Origin of the sequence: Streptomyces sp. NBC_01537 (assembly GCF_045040445.1) — a bacterium.
Lineage (GTDB): Bacteria > Actinomycetota > Actinomycetes > Streptomycetales > Streptomycetaceae > Actinacidiphila.
Genome location: NZ_CP109392.1, coordinates 2,973,322 through 2,990,250, shown reverse-complemented (window position 1 = coordinate 2,990,250; position 16,929 = coordinate 2,973,322). Strand labels below are relative to the sequence as shown.

The 16,929-nt window shown below is 72.2% G+C and carries 10 protein-coding genes; 3 read left to right on the top strand and 7 right to left on the bottom strand.

Features of this window, described 5'->3' with window-relative positions:
* The first annotated feature begins 47 nt into the window (after positions 1-47).
* The 3 genes from OG607_RS13665 (at position 48) to OG607_RS13655 (ending at position 5,185) form a co-directional block, all read left to right on the top strand.
* Entirely contained in the window at positions 48-2,666 is a 2,619-nt protein-coding gene (locus OG607_RS13665) for a glycosyltransferase family 1 protein (protein ID WP_405722969.1), read from the top strand.
* 204 nt (positions 2,667-2,870) lie between these two features.
* Positions 2,871-4,484 carry a protein kinase domain-containing protein gene (locus tag OG607_RS13660; protein WP_405722967.1) on the top strand — a complete coding sequence of 538 codons (1,614 nt, stop codon included), beginning with the start codon at positions 2,871-2,873 and terminating at the stop codon, positions 4,482-4,484.
* Positions 4,481-5,185, top strand: coding sequence for a hypothetical protein (locus OG607_RS13655; protein WP_405722965.1), 705 nt, complete (start codon positions 4,481-4,483; stop codon positions 5,183-5,185). The genes OG607_RS13660 and OG607_RS13655 overlap by 4 nt, the downstream gene beginning before the upstream one ends.
* Positions 5,186-5,203: 18 nt before the next feature.
* On the opposite strand, the gene OG607_RS13650 is transcribed toward OG607_RS13655, so the two are convergent.
* From OG607_RS13650 to OG607_RS13620, 7 genes are all read right to left on the bottom strand, one after another.
* Complete coding sequence (locus OG607_RS13650; protein WP_405722964.1) at positions 5,204-6,802, bottom strand: DEAD/DEAH box helicase; 1,599 nt, start codon at positions 6,800-6,802, stop codon at positions 5,204-5,206.
* Positions 6,717-6,920: a cold-shock protein gene (locus tag OG607_RS13645; RefSeq protein ID WP_329312023.1), complete on the bottom strand. Its 204-nt coding sequence runs from the start codon at positions 6,918-6,920 to the stop codon at positions 6,717-6,719. The genes OG607_RS13650 and OG607_RS13645 overlap by 86 nt, the downstream gene beginning before the upstream one ends.
* Before the next feature lie 185 nt (positions 6,921-7,105).
* Positions 7,106-9,493: a M4 family metallopeptidase gene (locus tag OG607_RS13640; RefSeq protein WP_405722962.1), complete on the bottom strand. Its 2,388-nt coding sequence runs from the start codon at positions 9,491-9,493 to the stop codon at positions 7,106-7,108.
* A 257-nt stretch (positions 9,494-9,750) separates the two neighbouring features.
* Entirely contained in the window at positions 9,751-11,472 is a 1,722-nt protein-coding gene (locus tag OG607_RS13635; RefSeq protein ID WP_405722959.1) for an ABC transporter ATP-binding protein, read from the bottom strand.
* Positions 11,469-13,226 (bottom strand): ABC transporter transmembrane domain-containing protein, encoded by a 1,758-nt coding sequence (locus OG607_RS13630; protein ID WP_405722956.1) that lies wholly within the window; start codon positions 13,224-13,226, stop codon positions 11,469-11,471. Before OG607_RS13630 ends, OG607_RS13635 begins: the two co-directional genes overlap by 4 nt.
* Entirely contained in the window at positions 13,223-15,118 is a 1,896-nt protein-coding gene (locus OG607_RS13625) for an ABC transporter ATP-binding protein (protein WP_405722954.1), read from the bottom strand. Before OG607_RS13625 ends, OG607_RS13630 begins: the two co-directional genes overlap by 4 nt.
* Complete coding sequence (locus tag OG607_RS13620) at positions 15,115-16,908, bottom strand: ABC transporter ATP-binding protein (RefSeq protein ID WP_405722953.1); 1,794 nt, start codon at positions 16,906-16,908, stop codon at positions 15,115-15,117. Before OG607_RS13620 ends, OG607_RS13625 begins: the two co-directional genes overlap by 4 nt.
* Between the last annotated feature and the right edge of the window lie 21 nt (positions 16,909-16,929).

The following is a 16,929-nucleotide window of genomic DNA, read 5'->3' as shown; positions in this document are numbered from 1 at the left end:
CGCGGATGTGCGGGAACCCGACGGGGTAGCGGAGCTACCTTCGAGTCGTGAAGGCTATTCGTCGATTCACCGTGCGAACTGTCCTGCCCGAACCTCTACGTCCGCTCCAGGAACTCGCGCAGAACCTGCGCTGGTCCTGGCACCCCGAGACCCGTGAGCTCTTCCAGTCCGTAGACCCGGACGGATGGCGGGCCGCTGCCGGGGACCCGGTGCGGCTCCTCGGGGCCGTGTCCAAGCAGCGGCTGAGTGCCCTCGCCCAGGACCGCCGGTTCCTGCGGCGGCTCAGCACCGCCTCGGAGGACCTGAGCGACTACCTCACCAACCCGCGCTGGTACCAGAGCGCGGAAGCGGAACCGGCCGAACTCCCCTCCGCCATCGCCTACTTCTCGCCCGAGTTCGGGATCACCGCCGCCCTGCCGCAGTACTCCGGCGGGCTCGGAATCCTGGCCGGGGACCACCTGAAGGCCGCCAGCGATCTGGGTGTGCCCCTGATCGGCGTCGGCCTGCTCTACCGCCACGGCTACTTCCGCCAGTCCCTGTCCCGCGAGGGCTGGCAGCAGGAGCAGTACCCCGTCCTCGACCCCAACGAGCTTCCGCTGGGCCTGCTCCGGGAGGACGACGGCAGCCCCTGCGTCGTCGTCCTCGCCCTCCCCGGCGGCCGCAGCCTGCGCGCGCACATCTGGAAGGCCCAGGTCGGGCGCGTACCGCTGCTGCTCCTCGACTCCGACGTCGAGGAGAACCACCCCAACGAGCGCGATGTCACCGACCGCCTCTACGGCGGCGGCAGCGAGCACCGGCTCCTCCAGGAGATGCTGCTCGGCATCGGCGGCGTGCGCGCAGTGCGCACCTACTGCCGGCTCACCGGACACGCCGCTCCCGAGGTCTTCCACACCAACGAGGGCCACGCCGGCTTCCTGGGCCTGGAACGCATAAGGGAACTCGGCGGGGACTTCGACTCCGCCCTCGAAGCGGTGCGCGCCGGCACCGTCTTCACCACCCACACCCCCGTCCCGGCCGGCATCGACCGCTTCGACCGCGAACTCGTGGCCAGGCATCTGGGCGACGGCGGCGAACTGGCCGGCGTCGACGTCCAGCGGGTCCTGGAGCTCGGCATGGAGACCTACTCGGGCGGCGACCCGAACGTCTTCAACATGGCCGTGATGGGCCTGCGCCTCGCCCAGCGCGCCAACGGCGTCTCCACCCTGCACGGGGCCGTCAGCCGGGAGATGTTCGCCGGGCTCTGGCCAGGCTTCGACCCCGACGAGGTGCCGATCAGCTCCATCACCAACGGCGTCCACGCCCCCACCTGGGTCGCGCCCGAGGTCTTCCGGCTCGGCGCCCGGCAGATCGGCGCGCAACGGGCCGAGGACGCCATGATGATCGGCCTGTCCGACCGCTGGGAGTCCGTCGCCGACATCCCGGACGCCGCCGTCTGGGAGACCCGGCGGCTGCTGCGCGAGCAGCTCGTGGAGGACGTACGCCACCGCGTGCGCGCCTCCTGGCGGCAGCGCGGCGCCGGGCTCGCCGAGCTGGGCTGGGTCGACGACGTCCTGGACCCCGACGTCCTCACCATCGGCTTCGCCCGCCGCGTCCCCTCGTACAAACGCCTCACCCTGATGCTCCGCGACCAGGACCGGCTGATGGAGCTGCTGCTCCACCCCGAGCGGCCGATCCAGATCGTCGTCGCGGGCAAGGCCCACCCCGCCGACGACGGCGGCAAACGGCTCGTCCAGGAACTGGTCCGGTTCGCCGACGATCCCCGGGTCCGGCACCGGATCGTCTTCCTGCCCGACTACGACATGGCCATGGCCCAGCATCTCTACCCCGGGTGCGATGTCTGGCTCAACAACCCGCTCCGCCCGCTGGAGGCCTGCGGCACCTCCGGCATGAAGGCCGCCCTCAACGGCTGCCTCAACCTGTCCGTCCTCGACGGCTGGTGGGACGAGTGGTTCGACGGCAACAACGGCTGGGCCATCCCCACCGCCGACGGCCTCACCGACGAGGACCGCCGGGACGACCTGGAGGCCGCCGCCCTCTACGACCTGCTGGAACAACAGGTCGCGCCCCGGTTCTACGACCTCGGCGGACACGGCGGCGGGCTCCCCAAGCGGTGGATCGAGATGGTCCGCCACACCCTCACCACCCTCGGCCCGAAGGTTCTCGCCGGGCGCATGGTGCGCGATTACGTCTCGCAGCTCTACGCCCCCGCCGCCCGCGCGCACCGGGCGGTCAGCGGTGACGCCGCGCGGGAGCTCGCCGTGTGGAAGCGGCGGCTTCGCGAGCAGTGGCCCCGGGTCTCCGTCGAGCACGTCGAGGCGGGCGCGGTCGGGGACTCCCCGGAGCTGGGATCCACGCTCACGGTGCGGGTCCAGGTCGCCCTGGGCGAGCTGGAACCGGGCGATGTGGATGTCCAGGCGGTCTCGGGCCGGGTCGACGACTCCGACCGGATCGCCGACCCGACCGTTGTCTCGCTGAAGCCCGGCGGGCGGCCCGACGTCGACGGCCGCTGGCACTTCGAGGGCCCCCTCACCCTCGACCGCACCGGGCCCTTTGGGTACACGGTGCGCGTCCTCCCGACGCACCGGCTGCTGGCCTCCCCGGCCGAGCCGGGGCTCATCGCCGTACCGGCGGAGTCGGAAGGCATGACGGCGGGCGTCCTGCGGTAGCGCGGTGACGCGGTTCACCGGGTCCCTCCGGGTCCCGGTTCCGTCCTCAATCGCCGGACGGGCTGAATTCAGCCCGTCCGGCGATTGAGGGCACAGCGCAGCCGGCGGGCTGCGCAACCCGGCCATCCGGGAACCGGACGTGGCCGGAAGTTGTCTGTGAAGGGGACGGCCGCCGGGGCGGGCGGCCTGGGGGAGGACAGCGAGATGAGCGGTTGGGCGGTCCCCGGGTACACCGAGGTCAGAGAGCTCGGCGAGGGGTCGGGCGGGCGGGTCGTCCTGGCGGTGCACGAGGTGACGGGCACGCCGGTGGCGGTGAAGTACCTCGGCGAGGAGCTGCGGACGGACTCCGGCTTCGTGCTGGAGTTCCGCGGCGAGGCCCAGCTGCTCGGTGACCTGCGATCGCCGTACGTCACCGGCCTGTACGAGTACGTCGAGTCGCCGGACGGCGCGGCCATCGTGATGGAGCTGGTGGACGGGATCGCCCTGCGGGCCCTGCTGCGGCACGAGGGGGCGACCGGCCCCGAGGCGGCGCTGGCCGTGCTCAAGGGCTCGCTGCTGGGGCTGGCGGCGGCGCACCGGGCAGGGGTGGTACACCGCGACTACAAGCCGGAGAACGTTCTGGTGGCCGCCGACGGGGCCTCCAAGCTGGTCGACTTCGGCATCGCCGTGCGCAGTGGCGCGACGTCGTCGGGCATCGCCGGGACCCCGCCGTACATGGCCCCGGAGCAGTGGAACGGCGGGGCCGCCTCACCGGCGACGGACGTCTACGCCGCCACCGCCACCTTCTTCGAGTGCCTGACCGGCGAGAAGCCGTACACCGGCGACAACTTCGCCGAGCTGGCGCTGCGTCACGTCACCGCGCCCATCCCCGCCGAGCGGGCGCCGGAGGAGGTGCGCCCGCTGATTCTGCGCGGGCTGGCCAAGGACCCGGCGGACAGGCCGGCGGACGCCGCCGCGTTCGTCACCGAGCTGGAGGAGATCGCGGGAGCGGCGTACGGCGAGGACTGGGAGGAGCGCGGGCAGCGCAAACTGGCCGCCCTGGCCGCACTGTTGCCGCTGCTCTTCCCGTCGGCCGGAGGCGGGACCGGGGCCGGGAGCACCGCGCTGGCCACCACGGTGCTCGGCGGCGGCGCCGGGTTCGGCCGATGGTCCGGCCGACGCGGGCTGCTGGTCGGAGCGGGCGTCCTCGTGCTGGCCGGCGCGCTCACCTTCACGGCCATGGCCACGGGCGGCGGACCCGGCCAGACGACGACCGAGACCGTGGCCATGACCACTTTCGCGCCCACCGCGTCGCCGTCGGCGAGCACGACGGACTCCGGATCGCCCTCGCCCTCGGCGTCGGCGGCGGCCACGGATTCGGCCACGCCGACACCCACGGCCACGGCCGCCGAGACCTTGGCGGCACCGCCTTCGACGTCCGGCACGCCGTCGGCGACCCCGTCATCGTCGGCCTCGGCCTCGCCCTCGTCGAGCACCGCCCCCGCCGTGAAGGTGACGTCCATTTCGCTGACCGCGCTGCAGCAGACCGGAGCGGCGACCGCGAGTGCCTCCGTGACCGTCGGCACGGACGGCGCCGGACCGGTGACGCTGACCGTCACCTGGTACGTCAGCGACACCAAGGGCACCTTGGGCACGCAGGACGGCAGCCCGCAGACGTACACCCTCAGCGGCAGCACGCAGTACACCGTCAGCCCCGCCCCCACCCACACCTACAGCGGGGCCGGCTGCTACTGGGGTGCGCTGGCCACCACCAGCCCGGCGGCTGCGGCAGGCGGTTCCTCCCAGCAGATCGTCACCCGGCAGTGCGGCATCCGATGAACGAGCCCCAGGACAAGGTGCCGGACGACGCCACGGTGCACCTGGCCAGGGTGGACAGGGCGGACACCGGTGCGCCGGTGGCGGACGCCGCGCCCGAGTACAGCGCGACCGTGCTCGACGACTCGTGGTTCCGCATTCCGGAGGAGGGGCCGACCAGGCGGGCCGAGCCGGAAGCGGAGCCCGAGCCGGAGCGCACCGTCGTGCTTCCCGACCGCGTCGAGGGCGCGGTGCTGCGCTTCGGCCCGGGAGTGACCGCCACCCTGCCGTTCCCGGTCCCCCTCGGCGGACCGCCCGGGGGTGGGCGACGCCGCGCCGGGCTCCGGCGTTACGCCCTGGCGGCGGCTGTCCTCGTCGTCGTCCTGGCGTTCCTGGCCTGGCAGCGGATCGGCCCGGACCTGGCGGTCCGTGAGGTGACCGTGGCCACCGAGTCCGGGGCTCCCGGCTGCGACGGGACGGCCCGCGTGGTCGCCGCGGTGCGCACCAACGGCGCGGGCGGCACCATCGACTACCGCTGGTTTCGCAGTGACGGCACCCGATCGGGACTGCTCCACGAGAAGGTGCCGGCCGGCCGGAAGCAGACGCGGCTGCGCCTGCTGTGGACGTTCCACGGGCAGGGGACGTACCGCGCCCGCGCGGAGCTGCGGATCGTCTCCCCGGCGGCCCGTACGGCCGGCACCTGGTTCACCTACATCTGCCCCTGACCCTGGGCCCTCCCAGGGTCAGCCGTCGCGCCGCGCCCTGCGGCCCGCCGCGCCGCCGCGCCCGGCGGACGAGGCGGACTTGCCGCGGGTCTGGCCGACGCCGAAGCCGGCGCCGGGGGCCGCGGCGGGGCGGCGGGGGCGCCGGCGCCGGGTGGCGGCGGCGCCGGGGGCGGCGGCGGGAGCCGTGGGGGTGAGGTCGGCCACGACGACGGCCGTGCCGGAGGGGCGGCGGGCGCCGGTGACCTTGATGAGCTCGGGGTCGCCGGGGCGGACGCGGGCGGTGTTGGGGCGGATGCCGGCGGCGGTCATGAGGCGGGCGGTCTCGCGGCGCTGCTCGGGCAGGACGAGGGTGACGACCGTGCCGGACTCACCGGCGCGAGCCGTACGGCCGCCGCGGTGCAGGTAGTCCTTCGCCTCGGTCGGCGGGTCGACGTTCACGACCAGGTCGAGGCCGTCGATGTGGATGCCGCGGGCCGCGACGTTCGTGGCGACGAGAGCCGTGGCCCGGCCCTCGCGGAAGTGGTCCAGGGCCCGGTCCCGCTGCGGCTGCGACTTGCCGCCGTGCAGGGCGACAGCGCGTACGCCCTGGCCCAGCAGGTGCTTGGTGAGCCGGTCCGCGCCGCGCTTGGTGTCGACGAACATGATGACGCGGCCCTCGCGGTTCGCGATCTCCGCCGTCGTGGCGCGCTTGGTGCCGTCGTCCACGTGCAGGACGTGGTGGGTCATGGTCGTGACCGTCGCGGCGGACGGGTCCACGGAGTGCGTGACCGGGTTGGACAGGAAGCGCTTGACGAGCTTGTCGACCTGCCGGTCCAGCGTCGCGGAGAACAGCATCCGCTGGCCGTTCGGGTCGACCTGGTCCAGCAGCCGGGTGACCTGCGGAAGGAAGCCCATGTCGGCCATCTGGTCGGCCTCGTCGAGGACGGTGATGGTGACCTTGTCGAGGGCGACGGCGCGGCGGTCGATGAGGTCGAAGAGCCGCCCGGGGGTGGCGACCAGGATCTCGGCGCCCTTGCGCAGGGCGTCGATCTGGCGGTTGATCGAGGTGCCGCCGAAGACGACGGCGGTACGCAGGCCGGTGGCGGCCGCGTACGGGCCGAGGGCCTCGTTGACCTGGGTGGCGAGCTCACGCGTGGGGACCAGCACCAGCGCGAGCGGGCGCTTGGTGTCGGCGCGGTGCCCGGCCAGCCGGTTGAGCATGGCGAGGCCGAAGGCGAGGGTCTTGCCGGAGCCGGTGCGGCCGCGGCCGAGCACGTCCCGGCCGGCCAGCGAGTCCGGCAGGGTCGCGGACTGGATCGGGAACGGCTCGGTGACTCCGTTCTCGGTCAGCGCGGACACCAGCGCGGGATCGAGGGGCAGCTCGGAGAACGACTGCAAGATGGGGACCTTTCGTGGATGCGACAACGGGCGCGCAGCGACCCGCGGTGACACCGGTCCCCCGCGCGGCGGGCCGCGAAATTGCGCGAGGGGCGCAGAAAGAGCGAGGCGGCCCGCACCCAGTGGTGCGGGCCGCCCGGCGCTGAGCGTCGGCTCAGAGGGCGCGGATGTTCTCCGCCTGCGGGCCCTTCTGGCCCTGCGTGACGTCGAACTCGACCTTCTGGCCCTCGAGGAGCTCACGGAAGCCCTGAGCCGCTATGTTCGAGTAGTGGGCGAAGACGTCGGCGCCGCCGCCGTCCTGCTCAATGAAGCCGAAGCCCTTTTCCGAGTTGAACCACTTCACGGTTCCGGTGGCCATAACTGTCTCCTTCAGGGGGATGGGTTCCCACACCGGACACAGCCGGAAAAACAAAAGTGCGCCAGATCGCATTCAATCTGGCGCACACAAAGTTCATGGGTACCACACGAGCAACGTGGACCACCTTAGCATGGTGGTCCACGTCGCCCAGTGTGATCTACGTCGCTACCAGGTGTTTACGACCCTTACGACGTGGTGACCGCCGTGTCGTCGATGACGAAGCTGGTCTGGAGCGAGGAGTCCTCGACGCCGCTGAACTTCAGGGCGACGGTCGTCCCGGCGAAGGCCGAGAGGCTGAAGGACTTCTGGACGTACCCGGTGGCCTTGTTCAGGTTGGAGTAGGTGGCCAGGGTGGTGGATCCGGCGGTGACCGTCAGCTTGTCGTACGCGGTGCTGGTGGTGGTCTCTGCCGAGTCGATGTGGATGTAGAAGGTGAAGGTGGTGCCGGTGCAGCCGCTCGGGATCGTCACCGACTGGGACAGGGTGTCCGTGTGCGTCGATCCGTAGCCGTCGAGCCAGGCCTTGTACGAGCCGGTACGGGCCGCCTGGCTGGTGGAGCTGGTGATGACGCCGCTGGACGCGGTCCAGGTGGTGGCCCCGGACTCGAAGCCCGCGTTGCCCAGCAGTTGCGCCGAGGTGCAGGTGCTGCTGCCGGCGGCGGTGACCGTCCAGGTGAAGGCGGCCGTGCCGGTGGCGCCGGTGCTGTCGGTGACCGTGACGGTGGTGCTGTAGCTGCCCGCCGTGGTCGGGGTGCCGGTGATCGCGCCGGTCGAGGAGCTGATCGACAGGCCGGTGGGCAGGCCGGTGGCGGCGTAGGTCAGCGAGCCGCTGTTGGTGCTGCTGGCCGTGATCGACAGGCTGACCGCAGTGCCGACGGTGGCGGACTGGCTGCCCGGGTTGGTGACGGTCACGCCCGAGGTCGGGACGGTGATGTGGGCACCGACGTTGATACCGGCGAAGGCGTTGCCGACACCGGCGTACTGGGCGGAGCTGGCGCCGTACAGCGACGAGGCGGCCGACAGCGCGGCGGTGCGGGCACCGGCGTAGTTGGTGGTGCTCGTCATGTAGGTGGTGAGCGCCTTGTACCAGATCTGCAGCGCCGCGGCCCGGCCGATGCCGGCGACGGCGACGCCGTCGGAGGTCGGGCTGTTGTAGGTGACGCCGTTGATGGTCTTGGAGCCGCTGCCCTCGGAGAGCAGGTAGAACATGTGGTTCGCCGGGCCCGAGGAGTAGTGGACGTCCAGGTTGCCGACGCCGGAGTACCAGCTGTCGGCGGAGCCGCCGTCCTTGTCGGGCTCGTCCATGTAGCGCAGCGGGGTGCCGTCGCCGTTGATGTCGATCTTCTCGCCGATGAGGTAGTCACCGACGTCGCTGCTGTTGGCGGCGTAGAACTCGACGCCGGTGCCGAAGATGTCGGAGGTGGCCTCGTTGAGGCCGCCGGACTCACCGGTGTAGTTCAGGCCCGCGGTGTTGGAGGTGACGCCGTGGCTCATCTCGTGGCCCGCGACGTCGAGCGAGGTGAGGGCGTGGGTGCTGCTCGCGCCGTCGCCGTAGGTCATGCAGAAGCAGGAGTCGTCCCAGAACGCGTTGACGTACGCGGTGCTGTAGTGGACGCGGGAGTAGGCGGCGACGCCGTCGTTCTTGATGCCGCTCCGGCCGAAGGTGTTCTTGTAGAAGTCCCAGGTCGTCTGGGCGCCGTAGGCGGCGTCCACACCGGCGGTCTGGGTGTTGGAGCCGGAGCCGGTGCCCCACACGTCGTCCGCGTCGGTCATCAGGGTGCCGGTGCCGGACGTGCCGTTGCTGAGGCTGTACGTCTTGTGGCCGCCGCGCGTGGTGTCGTACAGCTGGTACGTCGACCCGGACAGCGTGGTGGAGAGGTTGACGGTGCCGCTGTACTGGCTGTTGCCGGTGCTGGTCTCGATGCCCTCGAACTGGGAGAGCTTCGCGCCGGTGGCGGCATCGGTGATGACGTGCAGCTGACTCGGCGTGCCGTCGTCCTGGAGACCGCTGACGATGGTCTCCCAGGCGAGCTTGGGAGTGCCGGTGGCGGCCCAGACGACCTTGCGGGCGTTCTTGACGGCCGGGTGGACGGCGTCGGCGGCCTTGGCGGCGGCTATCGCCTTGGTCTTGGCGGTGGCCACGGCGACAGTGGCGGTGGTCGTGGGGACCGAGACCGTGTGCCGGTTGTTGTTGTACGTCGTGCTGTACGTGCCCGTGTCGAGCGGCGTGTGCACGACGAGGTCGCCACCGAGCACCGGGAGTCCGGCGTAGGTGCGCTCGTAGCGGGTGTGGACGGTGCCGTCGCCGTCCTTGACGACGTCCTTGACGACCAGCTTCTCCTTGGCGCCCAGGGCCAGCGACTTGGCGGTGACGCCGGTCTTGGCGTCGGCGGCCTTGATCAGCGCGGTGCGCTGGGCGGGGGAGAGCTGTGCCTGCGTGGCGCCTGCGCGGAGGGGACTGAGGTGGGGGGCGGGCTTCGCGTTGGCGGCGGTCGACGGGAGGCCGACGGCCAGGAATGCGGCGGAGGCAACCAGCGATGCGGCTGCGACAGCCTTGCGGGGGGATCGTCTCACTCTCGTACTCCTACGACTGTGACGGTGGAGTTGAGCCGTGCGGGGGGAATGACCAATTGCTATGGCGCTGCTGTTCGAGTCCTGTGCGATAGCTGGCTGAAGGCTGCCACTCTTTACCCGTACATGTCATTGGCCCGAGGAAGACTTGAGGGTTATCCCTCTGTCGCAAAGCCCCTGCATAGGGGCCGCATGGGTGGCGCAAACCGTACGCAAAATTTGCGGCGGTGACACGCCCGTGGAACCGGGCTGAAATCGGCTCAGACCGTCGGGTCGCCGTGCCAGGAATGCCACAGCGCCGCGTACGCCCCACCCGCCGCCACGAGCGCGTCGTGCGTGCCGAGTTCCGTCAGCCGGCCGCCCTCCATGACGGCGACCCGGTCCGCGTCGTGCGCGGTGTGCAGCCGGTGGGCGATGGCGATGACGGTGCGCCCCGCCAGTACGGAGACCAGCGCGCGCTCGGTGTGGCGGGCGGTACGGGGATCGAGCAGAGCCGTGGCCTCGTCGAGGATGAGCGTGTGGGGGTCGGCCAGGACGACGCGGGCGAGGGCAAGTTGCTGGGCCTGGGAGCCGTCGAGGCTGGGGGAGGAGTCGAGGTCGGTGGCCCAGTCGGCGCCGACGGTGGCGAGGGCGGCGAGGAGCTCGGGGTCGGTGGCGGAGGGAGCGGCGATGAGCAGGTTGTCGCGCAGGGTGCCGAGGAAGACGTGGTGTTCCTGGGTGACCAGGACGACGTGGCGGCGCAGTTGCTCGGGGCCGAGGTCGCAGACGGGGACGCCGCCGACCGTGACGGACCCGGACACCGGGGCGTCGATGCCGGCGAGCAGCCGGCTGAGCGTGGACTTGCCGGCGCCGGACGGGCCGACGACGGCGAGGCGTTCGCCGGGGCGGACGGTCAGGTCGATGCCGTGCAGGACTTCCGGGCCGGCGCCGTCGTCGTAGGCGTAGCGGACACCGGAGACCTCGATGAGGTCGCCGTCCGGCACCGGGGAGGCCGCCGAGGAGGCGCGCGGGGCCGCGGCCAGGCCCTCGATGCGGGCGAAGGAGGCGCTGCTGGACTGGAGTTGCTCGAAGTACATCAGGATCTGGTCCAGCGGCTCGGCGACCTGCCGCAGGTACAGCGCGGCGGCGGCCACCGCGCCCACGCTGACCGCGCCGTGGGCGTGCAGGAGAGCCCCCACGACGAGCACGCCGGTCACCGGGACGAGATACGAGATCTCCACGGCCGGGAAGAACACGCTCCGCAGCGCCAGCGTGGCGAACCGCTTGCGCCGGCTCTCCTCGATGGCGTCCCCGCTCGCCGCCAGCCGCTGTTCCTGCAGGCCGAAGGCCTCGACGGTACGCGCCCCGGCGGCTGTGGCCGCCAGGATCCCGGCGACCTCGGAGTTGGTGGCGCCCTCGGCGAGATACGCGTCCCGGGCGCGCCGCAGGTACCAGCGCAGTGCGTACCGGATGCCGATCAGGCCGAGCAGGCCGATGCCGCCGAGCACCGGGTCGATCACGAAGACCGCGCCGAACAGGAACAGGCACTGCACGGCCGAGACGAACATCGTGGGCCCGACATCGCGCAGGCTCGACGCGATCGACGTGACATCGCCGGTGCCCCGGGCCGTCAGATCACCGGCCCCGGCTCGTTCCACCACTGAGGCCGGCAGTGCGAGAGCCCGGTCGACGAACTGCTCGCGGACGCCGGCCAGAATACGTTCGCCGAAGCGGAAACCGATGTAGCGGGCGTATCGGGCCAGCAGCAGCTGGACCAGCGCGCCGGCGACGATGACCAGCGCCAGCCGGTCCACCGCCCCGGTCCCGGAGCCCGCCCGGACCTCGTCGATGATGCGGCCGAGCAGCCACGGCCCGGCCAGCCCGGTGCATGCCGAGAGGGAGTTGACGGCCAGGAGGGTGGCGAAGGTGCGGCCGTCGGCGCGGATCAGGCGCAGCACGGCCCGGCGCACGTCGGCCGGTCCGGCGATCGGCAGGGCGGTCATGCCACGGTCTCCTCGGCGTCGACATCGGAGTCCCTGGCCACCAGGGCCCGGTATCCCGGCTCGGCGTCCAGCAGTTCGCGGTGGGTGCCGACCGCGGCGGCCCTGCCCTCGACCAGGTAGTACACGGCGTCCGCCCGCTCCAGCAGCAGTGGCGAGGTACCGGTCACGACGGTCGTACGGCCCTCGCGGTACGTATGCAGCCGGGCCGCGACCGCCGCCTCGGTGTGCGCGTCCAGGGCCGAGGTCGGCTCGACCGCCAGCAGCACCTCCGGGTCGGCCAGCAGCGCCCGGGCCAGGCGTACGCGCTGCCGCTGGCCGCCGGACAGGCTGCGGCCCTGGGCGTCGACGCGCGAGTCCAGCCCGTCCGGCAGCGCCTGGACGATGTCCTCCGCCACGGCGGCGTGCAGGGCCCGGGCGATCGCGGAATCGGTGTGCTCACGGCGGCCGGTCACCATGTCCCGCAACGTCCCGGCGAACAGGTCGGCTTCGTTGTCGGCGACCAGCACCCGGGCCCGTACATGGCGCAGCTCGATCTCGTCCAGGCGTACGCCGCCCCACGCGGCCGCCGATCCGCCGAAGCGTCCGAACCGGTCCACGATGTCGGCGGAGTCGGCGGGCCGGGCGCTGACCAGGGCGGTGAGCCGCCCCGGTGCCACCTCGACCCCGGACGCCGGGTCGTGGAAGGGGGCCTGCCCGCCGGGGGCGTCCCGGGTGCCGGTATCGGCGGCGGGCTCCAGGGTCAGGAAGCGTACGACCCGTCGGGCCGCCACCAGGCCCCGATTGAGCTGGTAGGAACCCTCGATGAAGAACGCCACCGGCCCCACCAGCACCGCCACATAGCCGTACACCGAGACCAGTTGGCCCACCGTGATGTCCCCCCGGGCCGTCAGCCGCGCCGCCAGCCAGGTCACCAGGGCCAGGAACAGCGTCGGCAGGCCCGTGCCCAGCGCCTGCACCCAGCTGGTCACCGCCCCGACCCGGTACCCCTGTTCCCGCAGGTCCCGCGAGGCCCGCCGGAAGCCGTCCGCGTACAGCTCCTTGCCGCCCAGGCCGTTGAGCACCCGCAGGCCCCCTGCCAGGTCCCCGATCCGGGCCGTCAGCCCGCTCTGCCGCTCGCGGTACGCCCCTTCGGTGCCCTGCAGCCGCCGCAGCAGCGGTCCGAGAAGCAGCGCCATCAGCGGCAGGCCCAGCAGGATGACGGCAGCCAGCGGCGCGGAGATCGCCGTCAGCACCCCGGCCACCACGAGATACGCGACCACCGCGCCGACTCCGGGGCCCACCATGGTCAGGGACTCGGAGATGGTCTGCACATCGCTGACCCCGACCGTCACCACCTCCCCGGCCTGCGCCTGGCGCGGCAGCGCCGCTCCCAGCCGCACCGCGTGCCGCATCACGACCTTGACCACCCGGAAGCGCGCGTCCATCCGCAGCCGGGTCATGGTGCGGTGCCGCATGATGCTCACCCAGGCGTTGAACACCCCCACCGCCAGCAGGACCGCCGTCCAGCCCAGTACGTCCGGCATGCGGCCCGGCACCAGCCCGTCGTCGATCGCCCGCGACATGAAGTACGGCGGCAGCGTCAGCAGCACCATCCACACAGTGCCGTACATCGCCCCGCCCGCCGCCCGGTGCGGCTGGCTGGCCAGCAGCCACCACAGGAACCGCCCCGGGCCCCGGTCCCCGGGATCGCCCGGCTCGGCGTACGCATCGATCTTCGGCAGGCGCTTCATCCGGCCCTTCGCCCGCTCCCTCATACGAGGCTGTCCCGCCACGCCTGGTGCAGCCCGGCGAACCGGCCCTCACCGGCGATGAGTTCGGCCGGAGTGCCGTCCTCCACCACCCGCCCGGCGTCCATCACCAGCACCCGGTCCGCGATCTCGACCGTCGACAGCCGGTGCGCGATGATCACCGCCGTACGGCCGCTGAGCACCGTACGCATCGCTCGCTGCACCGCCCGCTCGCCCGGCACGTCCAGTGACGAGGTCGCCTCGTCCAGGATCAGCACCGCCGGATCGGCCAGCAGCGCCCGCGCGAACGCCACCAACTGCCGCTGCCCCGCCGAGATCCGGCCACCGCGCTTGCGCACATCCGTGTCATAGCCATCCGGCAGCGCCGCGATGAAGTCGTGTGCCCCGATCTCCTTCGCCGCGTACTCGATCTCCTCCCGCGAGGCGTCCGGCTTCCCGATCGCGATGTTCTCCGCGACCGTCCCCGAGAACAGGAACGCCTCCTGCGTCACCATCACCGTCCCCCGTCGCAGCTCCGGCAGCGCCAGCTCGCGCAGATCCACCCCGTCCAGCAGCACCCGGCCGCCCGTCGGGTCGTAGAACCGCGCCAGCAGCTTGGCCAGCGTCGACTTCCCCGCTCCCGTCGCCCCCACCACCGCGACCGTCTGACCGGCCGGCAGCCGCAGATCGAAGCGCGGCAGCACCTCGCCGCCCGTCCGGTACGCAAAGCGGACCGCGTCGAAGACCACCTCCCGGCCCGGCACACCCTCCGCCGTCGCCGGCAGCGGGCGCGGCTCGGCCGGTTCCGGGACGGCCGGCCGCTGGGCCAGCAGGCCGGCGATCTTCTCCAGCGAAGCCGCCGCCGACTGGTAGGAGTTCAGGATCATCCCCAGCCGGTCGATCGGGTCGTACAGCCGCCGCAGATACAGCACGGACGCGGCCAGCACCCCCAGCGCCAGCCCGCCGCCCGCCACCCGGTACGCCCCCCACAGCACGATTCCGGCCACCGCCGTGTTGGCGATCAGCCGCGAGCCCACCACATACCGGGCCATCTCCAGGATCGCGTCCCCGTTCACCCGCTCGTGCGTGCGGTTCAGCGCCCCGAACGCCGCGTCGTTCTTCCCCTCGCGCCGGAAGACCTGCACCGGCCGGATGCCGTTCATCGTCTCCGCGAACTTCACGATCACGGCCGCGATCGCCGTGGACCGCCTCCCGTACACGGTCATCGAACGCCTCCGGAACGACCGGATCATCCCGTACAGCGGCACGAACGACACCAGCGCCGCCGCGCCCAGCTCCCAGTCCAGATACAGCAGCACCGCCGCGATGTACACGGCCGACAGCACGACGCCGAGCAGCTCCTGCAGTCCCTCGTTCAGCAGCTCCCGCAGCGACTCCACATCCGAGGTCGCGCGCGAGATCAGCCGCCCCGACGTATACCGCTCATGGAAGTCCAGGCTCAGCGCCTGCGCATGCCGGAACATCCGCCCGCGCAGATCCAGCAGCACATCCTGGCTGATCAGCGCCGCCACCCGGATGAACCACCGCTGCAACAGCCCCGACGCCAGCGCACACCCCACATACCCGATCCCCACCGCCACCACCGGACCATGCCGGCCCTCGCGCAGCGCCGGGATCGCCCGGTCGATCGCATACGCCACCAGCAACGGCCCCGCCTGCACGGCAGCCTGCTGCACGAGCAGCAGCACGCTCGCCAGCCAGACCGCTGCGCGGTGCGGCGCGAGGAGCGACCCGAGCAGGGCGCGCGACGCGCCCTCGGGCGAGGGCAGCAGATCCTGCGAGAACGCGTCCAAATTCAGCCCGTCCGGCGTTTGAGGACCGGGGTCCAGGGGCGGAGCCCCTGGCGGGTCCGGGCGGAGCCCGGTCGAGGTAGGGGAGTCAACCCCCGGCGCAGTCATGCCGCACCGGCCATCAGGTGCCGGTAAGCCGCGCTGTCGCGCAGCAGCTCGCCGTGCGTGCCCACCGCCGTGATCCGCCCCTCCGCAAGCAGCGCCACCCGGTCGGCCAGCATGACCGTGGAGGGCCGGTGCGCGACCACGACCGCCGTGCTTGCGGCAAGCACCTCCCGCAGGGCGGCTTCCACCAGGGCCTCCGTATGGACGTCGAGCGCGGACAGCGGGTCGTCCAGGACCAGGAAGCCGGGGCGGCCGACGACCGCGCGGGCGAGGGCGAGCCGCTGGCGCTGGCCGCCGGACAGGCTCAGGCCCTGCTCGCCGACCTGGGTGTCGAGGCCCTGGGGGAGGTCGTGGACGAAGCCGCACTGGGCGATGTCCAGGGCCCGCAGGATGTCGGCCTCGGTCGGCTCGTCGACCCCGGCGCCCATCGCCACGTTCTCCCGCACCGTCGCCGAGAAGAGCGTCGGCTCCTCGAAGGCGACCGCCACCAGCTCGCGCAGCCGCTGCCGGGGCAGGGCCGCGATGTCCGCGCCGTCCAGGGTGATGCGGCCGCCCGTGATGTTGTGCAGCCGGGGGACGAGCGCGGTGAGCGTGGTCTTGCCGCAGCCGGTGGCGCCGACCACGGCCATCGTCTCGCCGGGGCGGACATGCAGGTCGATGCCGTGCAGCAGGTCGGGGGAGTCCGGTGGCGCGTCCGGGTAGCGGAACCGTACGCCCTCGAACCGAAGCCCGTCCTGGGACGGTTCGGCGTCCCGGCCCGCCGGGTCCGTCTCGGGCGCGTCCATCGCCTCGAAGAAGCGGTCGGCGGCGGTGGCCGCCTCGTTGCTGATGGCGATGAGAAAGCCCATGGACTCCACCGGCCAGCGCAGCGCCAGTGCCGTCGTCAGGAAGGCGACCAGCGTGCCCGCCGACAGCCCGCCGTCCGCGACCTGCATGACGCCGACCACCAGCGCCGCCCCGATCGCGAACTCCGGCAGCGTCATGATCAGCGCCCAGATGTCCGACAGCAGCGCCGCCTTGCGCAGCTCGGTGCCCCGCAGCTCCCCCGCCTGCCCGTGGAAGGCCAGCTCCTGGCTGCGGTGCCGTCCGAACGCCTTGATGATCCGCACCCCCAGCACCGACTCCTCGACGACGGTGGCCAGATCGCCGGCCTGGTCCTGCGCCAGCCGCGACTTGACCGCGTACCGGCCCTCGAAGACCGCGCACAGGATCACCAACGGCACGATCGGCAGCAGCAGTACCAGCCCGAGGGTCCACGCCTGGTCGAACAGGATGCCGAAGCCGATCAGGATCGTGACCGTGTTCACCAGCAGGAACACCAGCGGGAAGGCCAGGAACATCCGCAGGATCTGCAGATCCGTCGTGCCGCGCGACAGCAGCTGTCCCGACGGCCACCTGTCGTGGAACGCGATCGGCAGCCGCTGCAGATGCCGGTACAGATCCGCCCGCATCCCCGCCTCGACCCCCGCCAACGGCCGTGCCACCAGCCACCGCCGCAGCCCGAACAGCACCGCCTCCGCCAGTCCGAGGAGCAGCACGATCCCCCCGCCCAGCCACACCCCCGACGGGTCCTGGTCCGCGACCGGCCCGTCCACCAGCCACTTCAGGGCGAGCGGGATCAGCAGCCCCATGCACGCGGCCACCACGGCGACCACCGTGGCGGCGACCAGCCTCATCCGTACGGGTCTCACATACGGCCACAGGCGCAGCAGCGAGCGCACGGCTGAGCGCGATCGGGGTGATTCGGCTGATCGGGGACGGTCGGGCTCGGGTTGTGTGGTCGGCTCAGGCATCAGTTCTGAGACTAGGGGTGA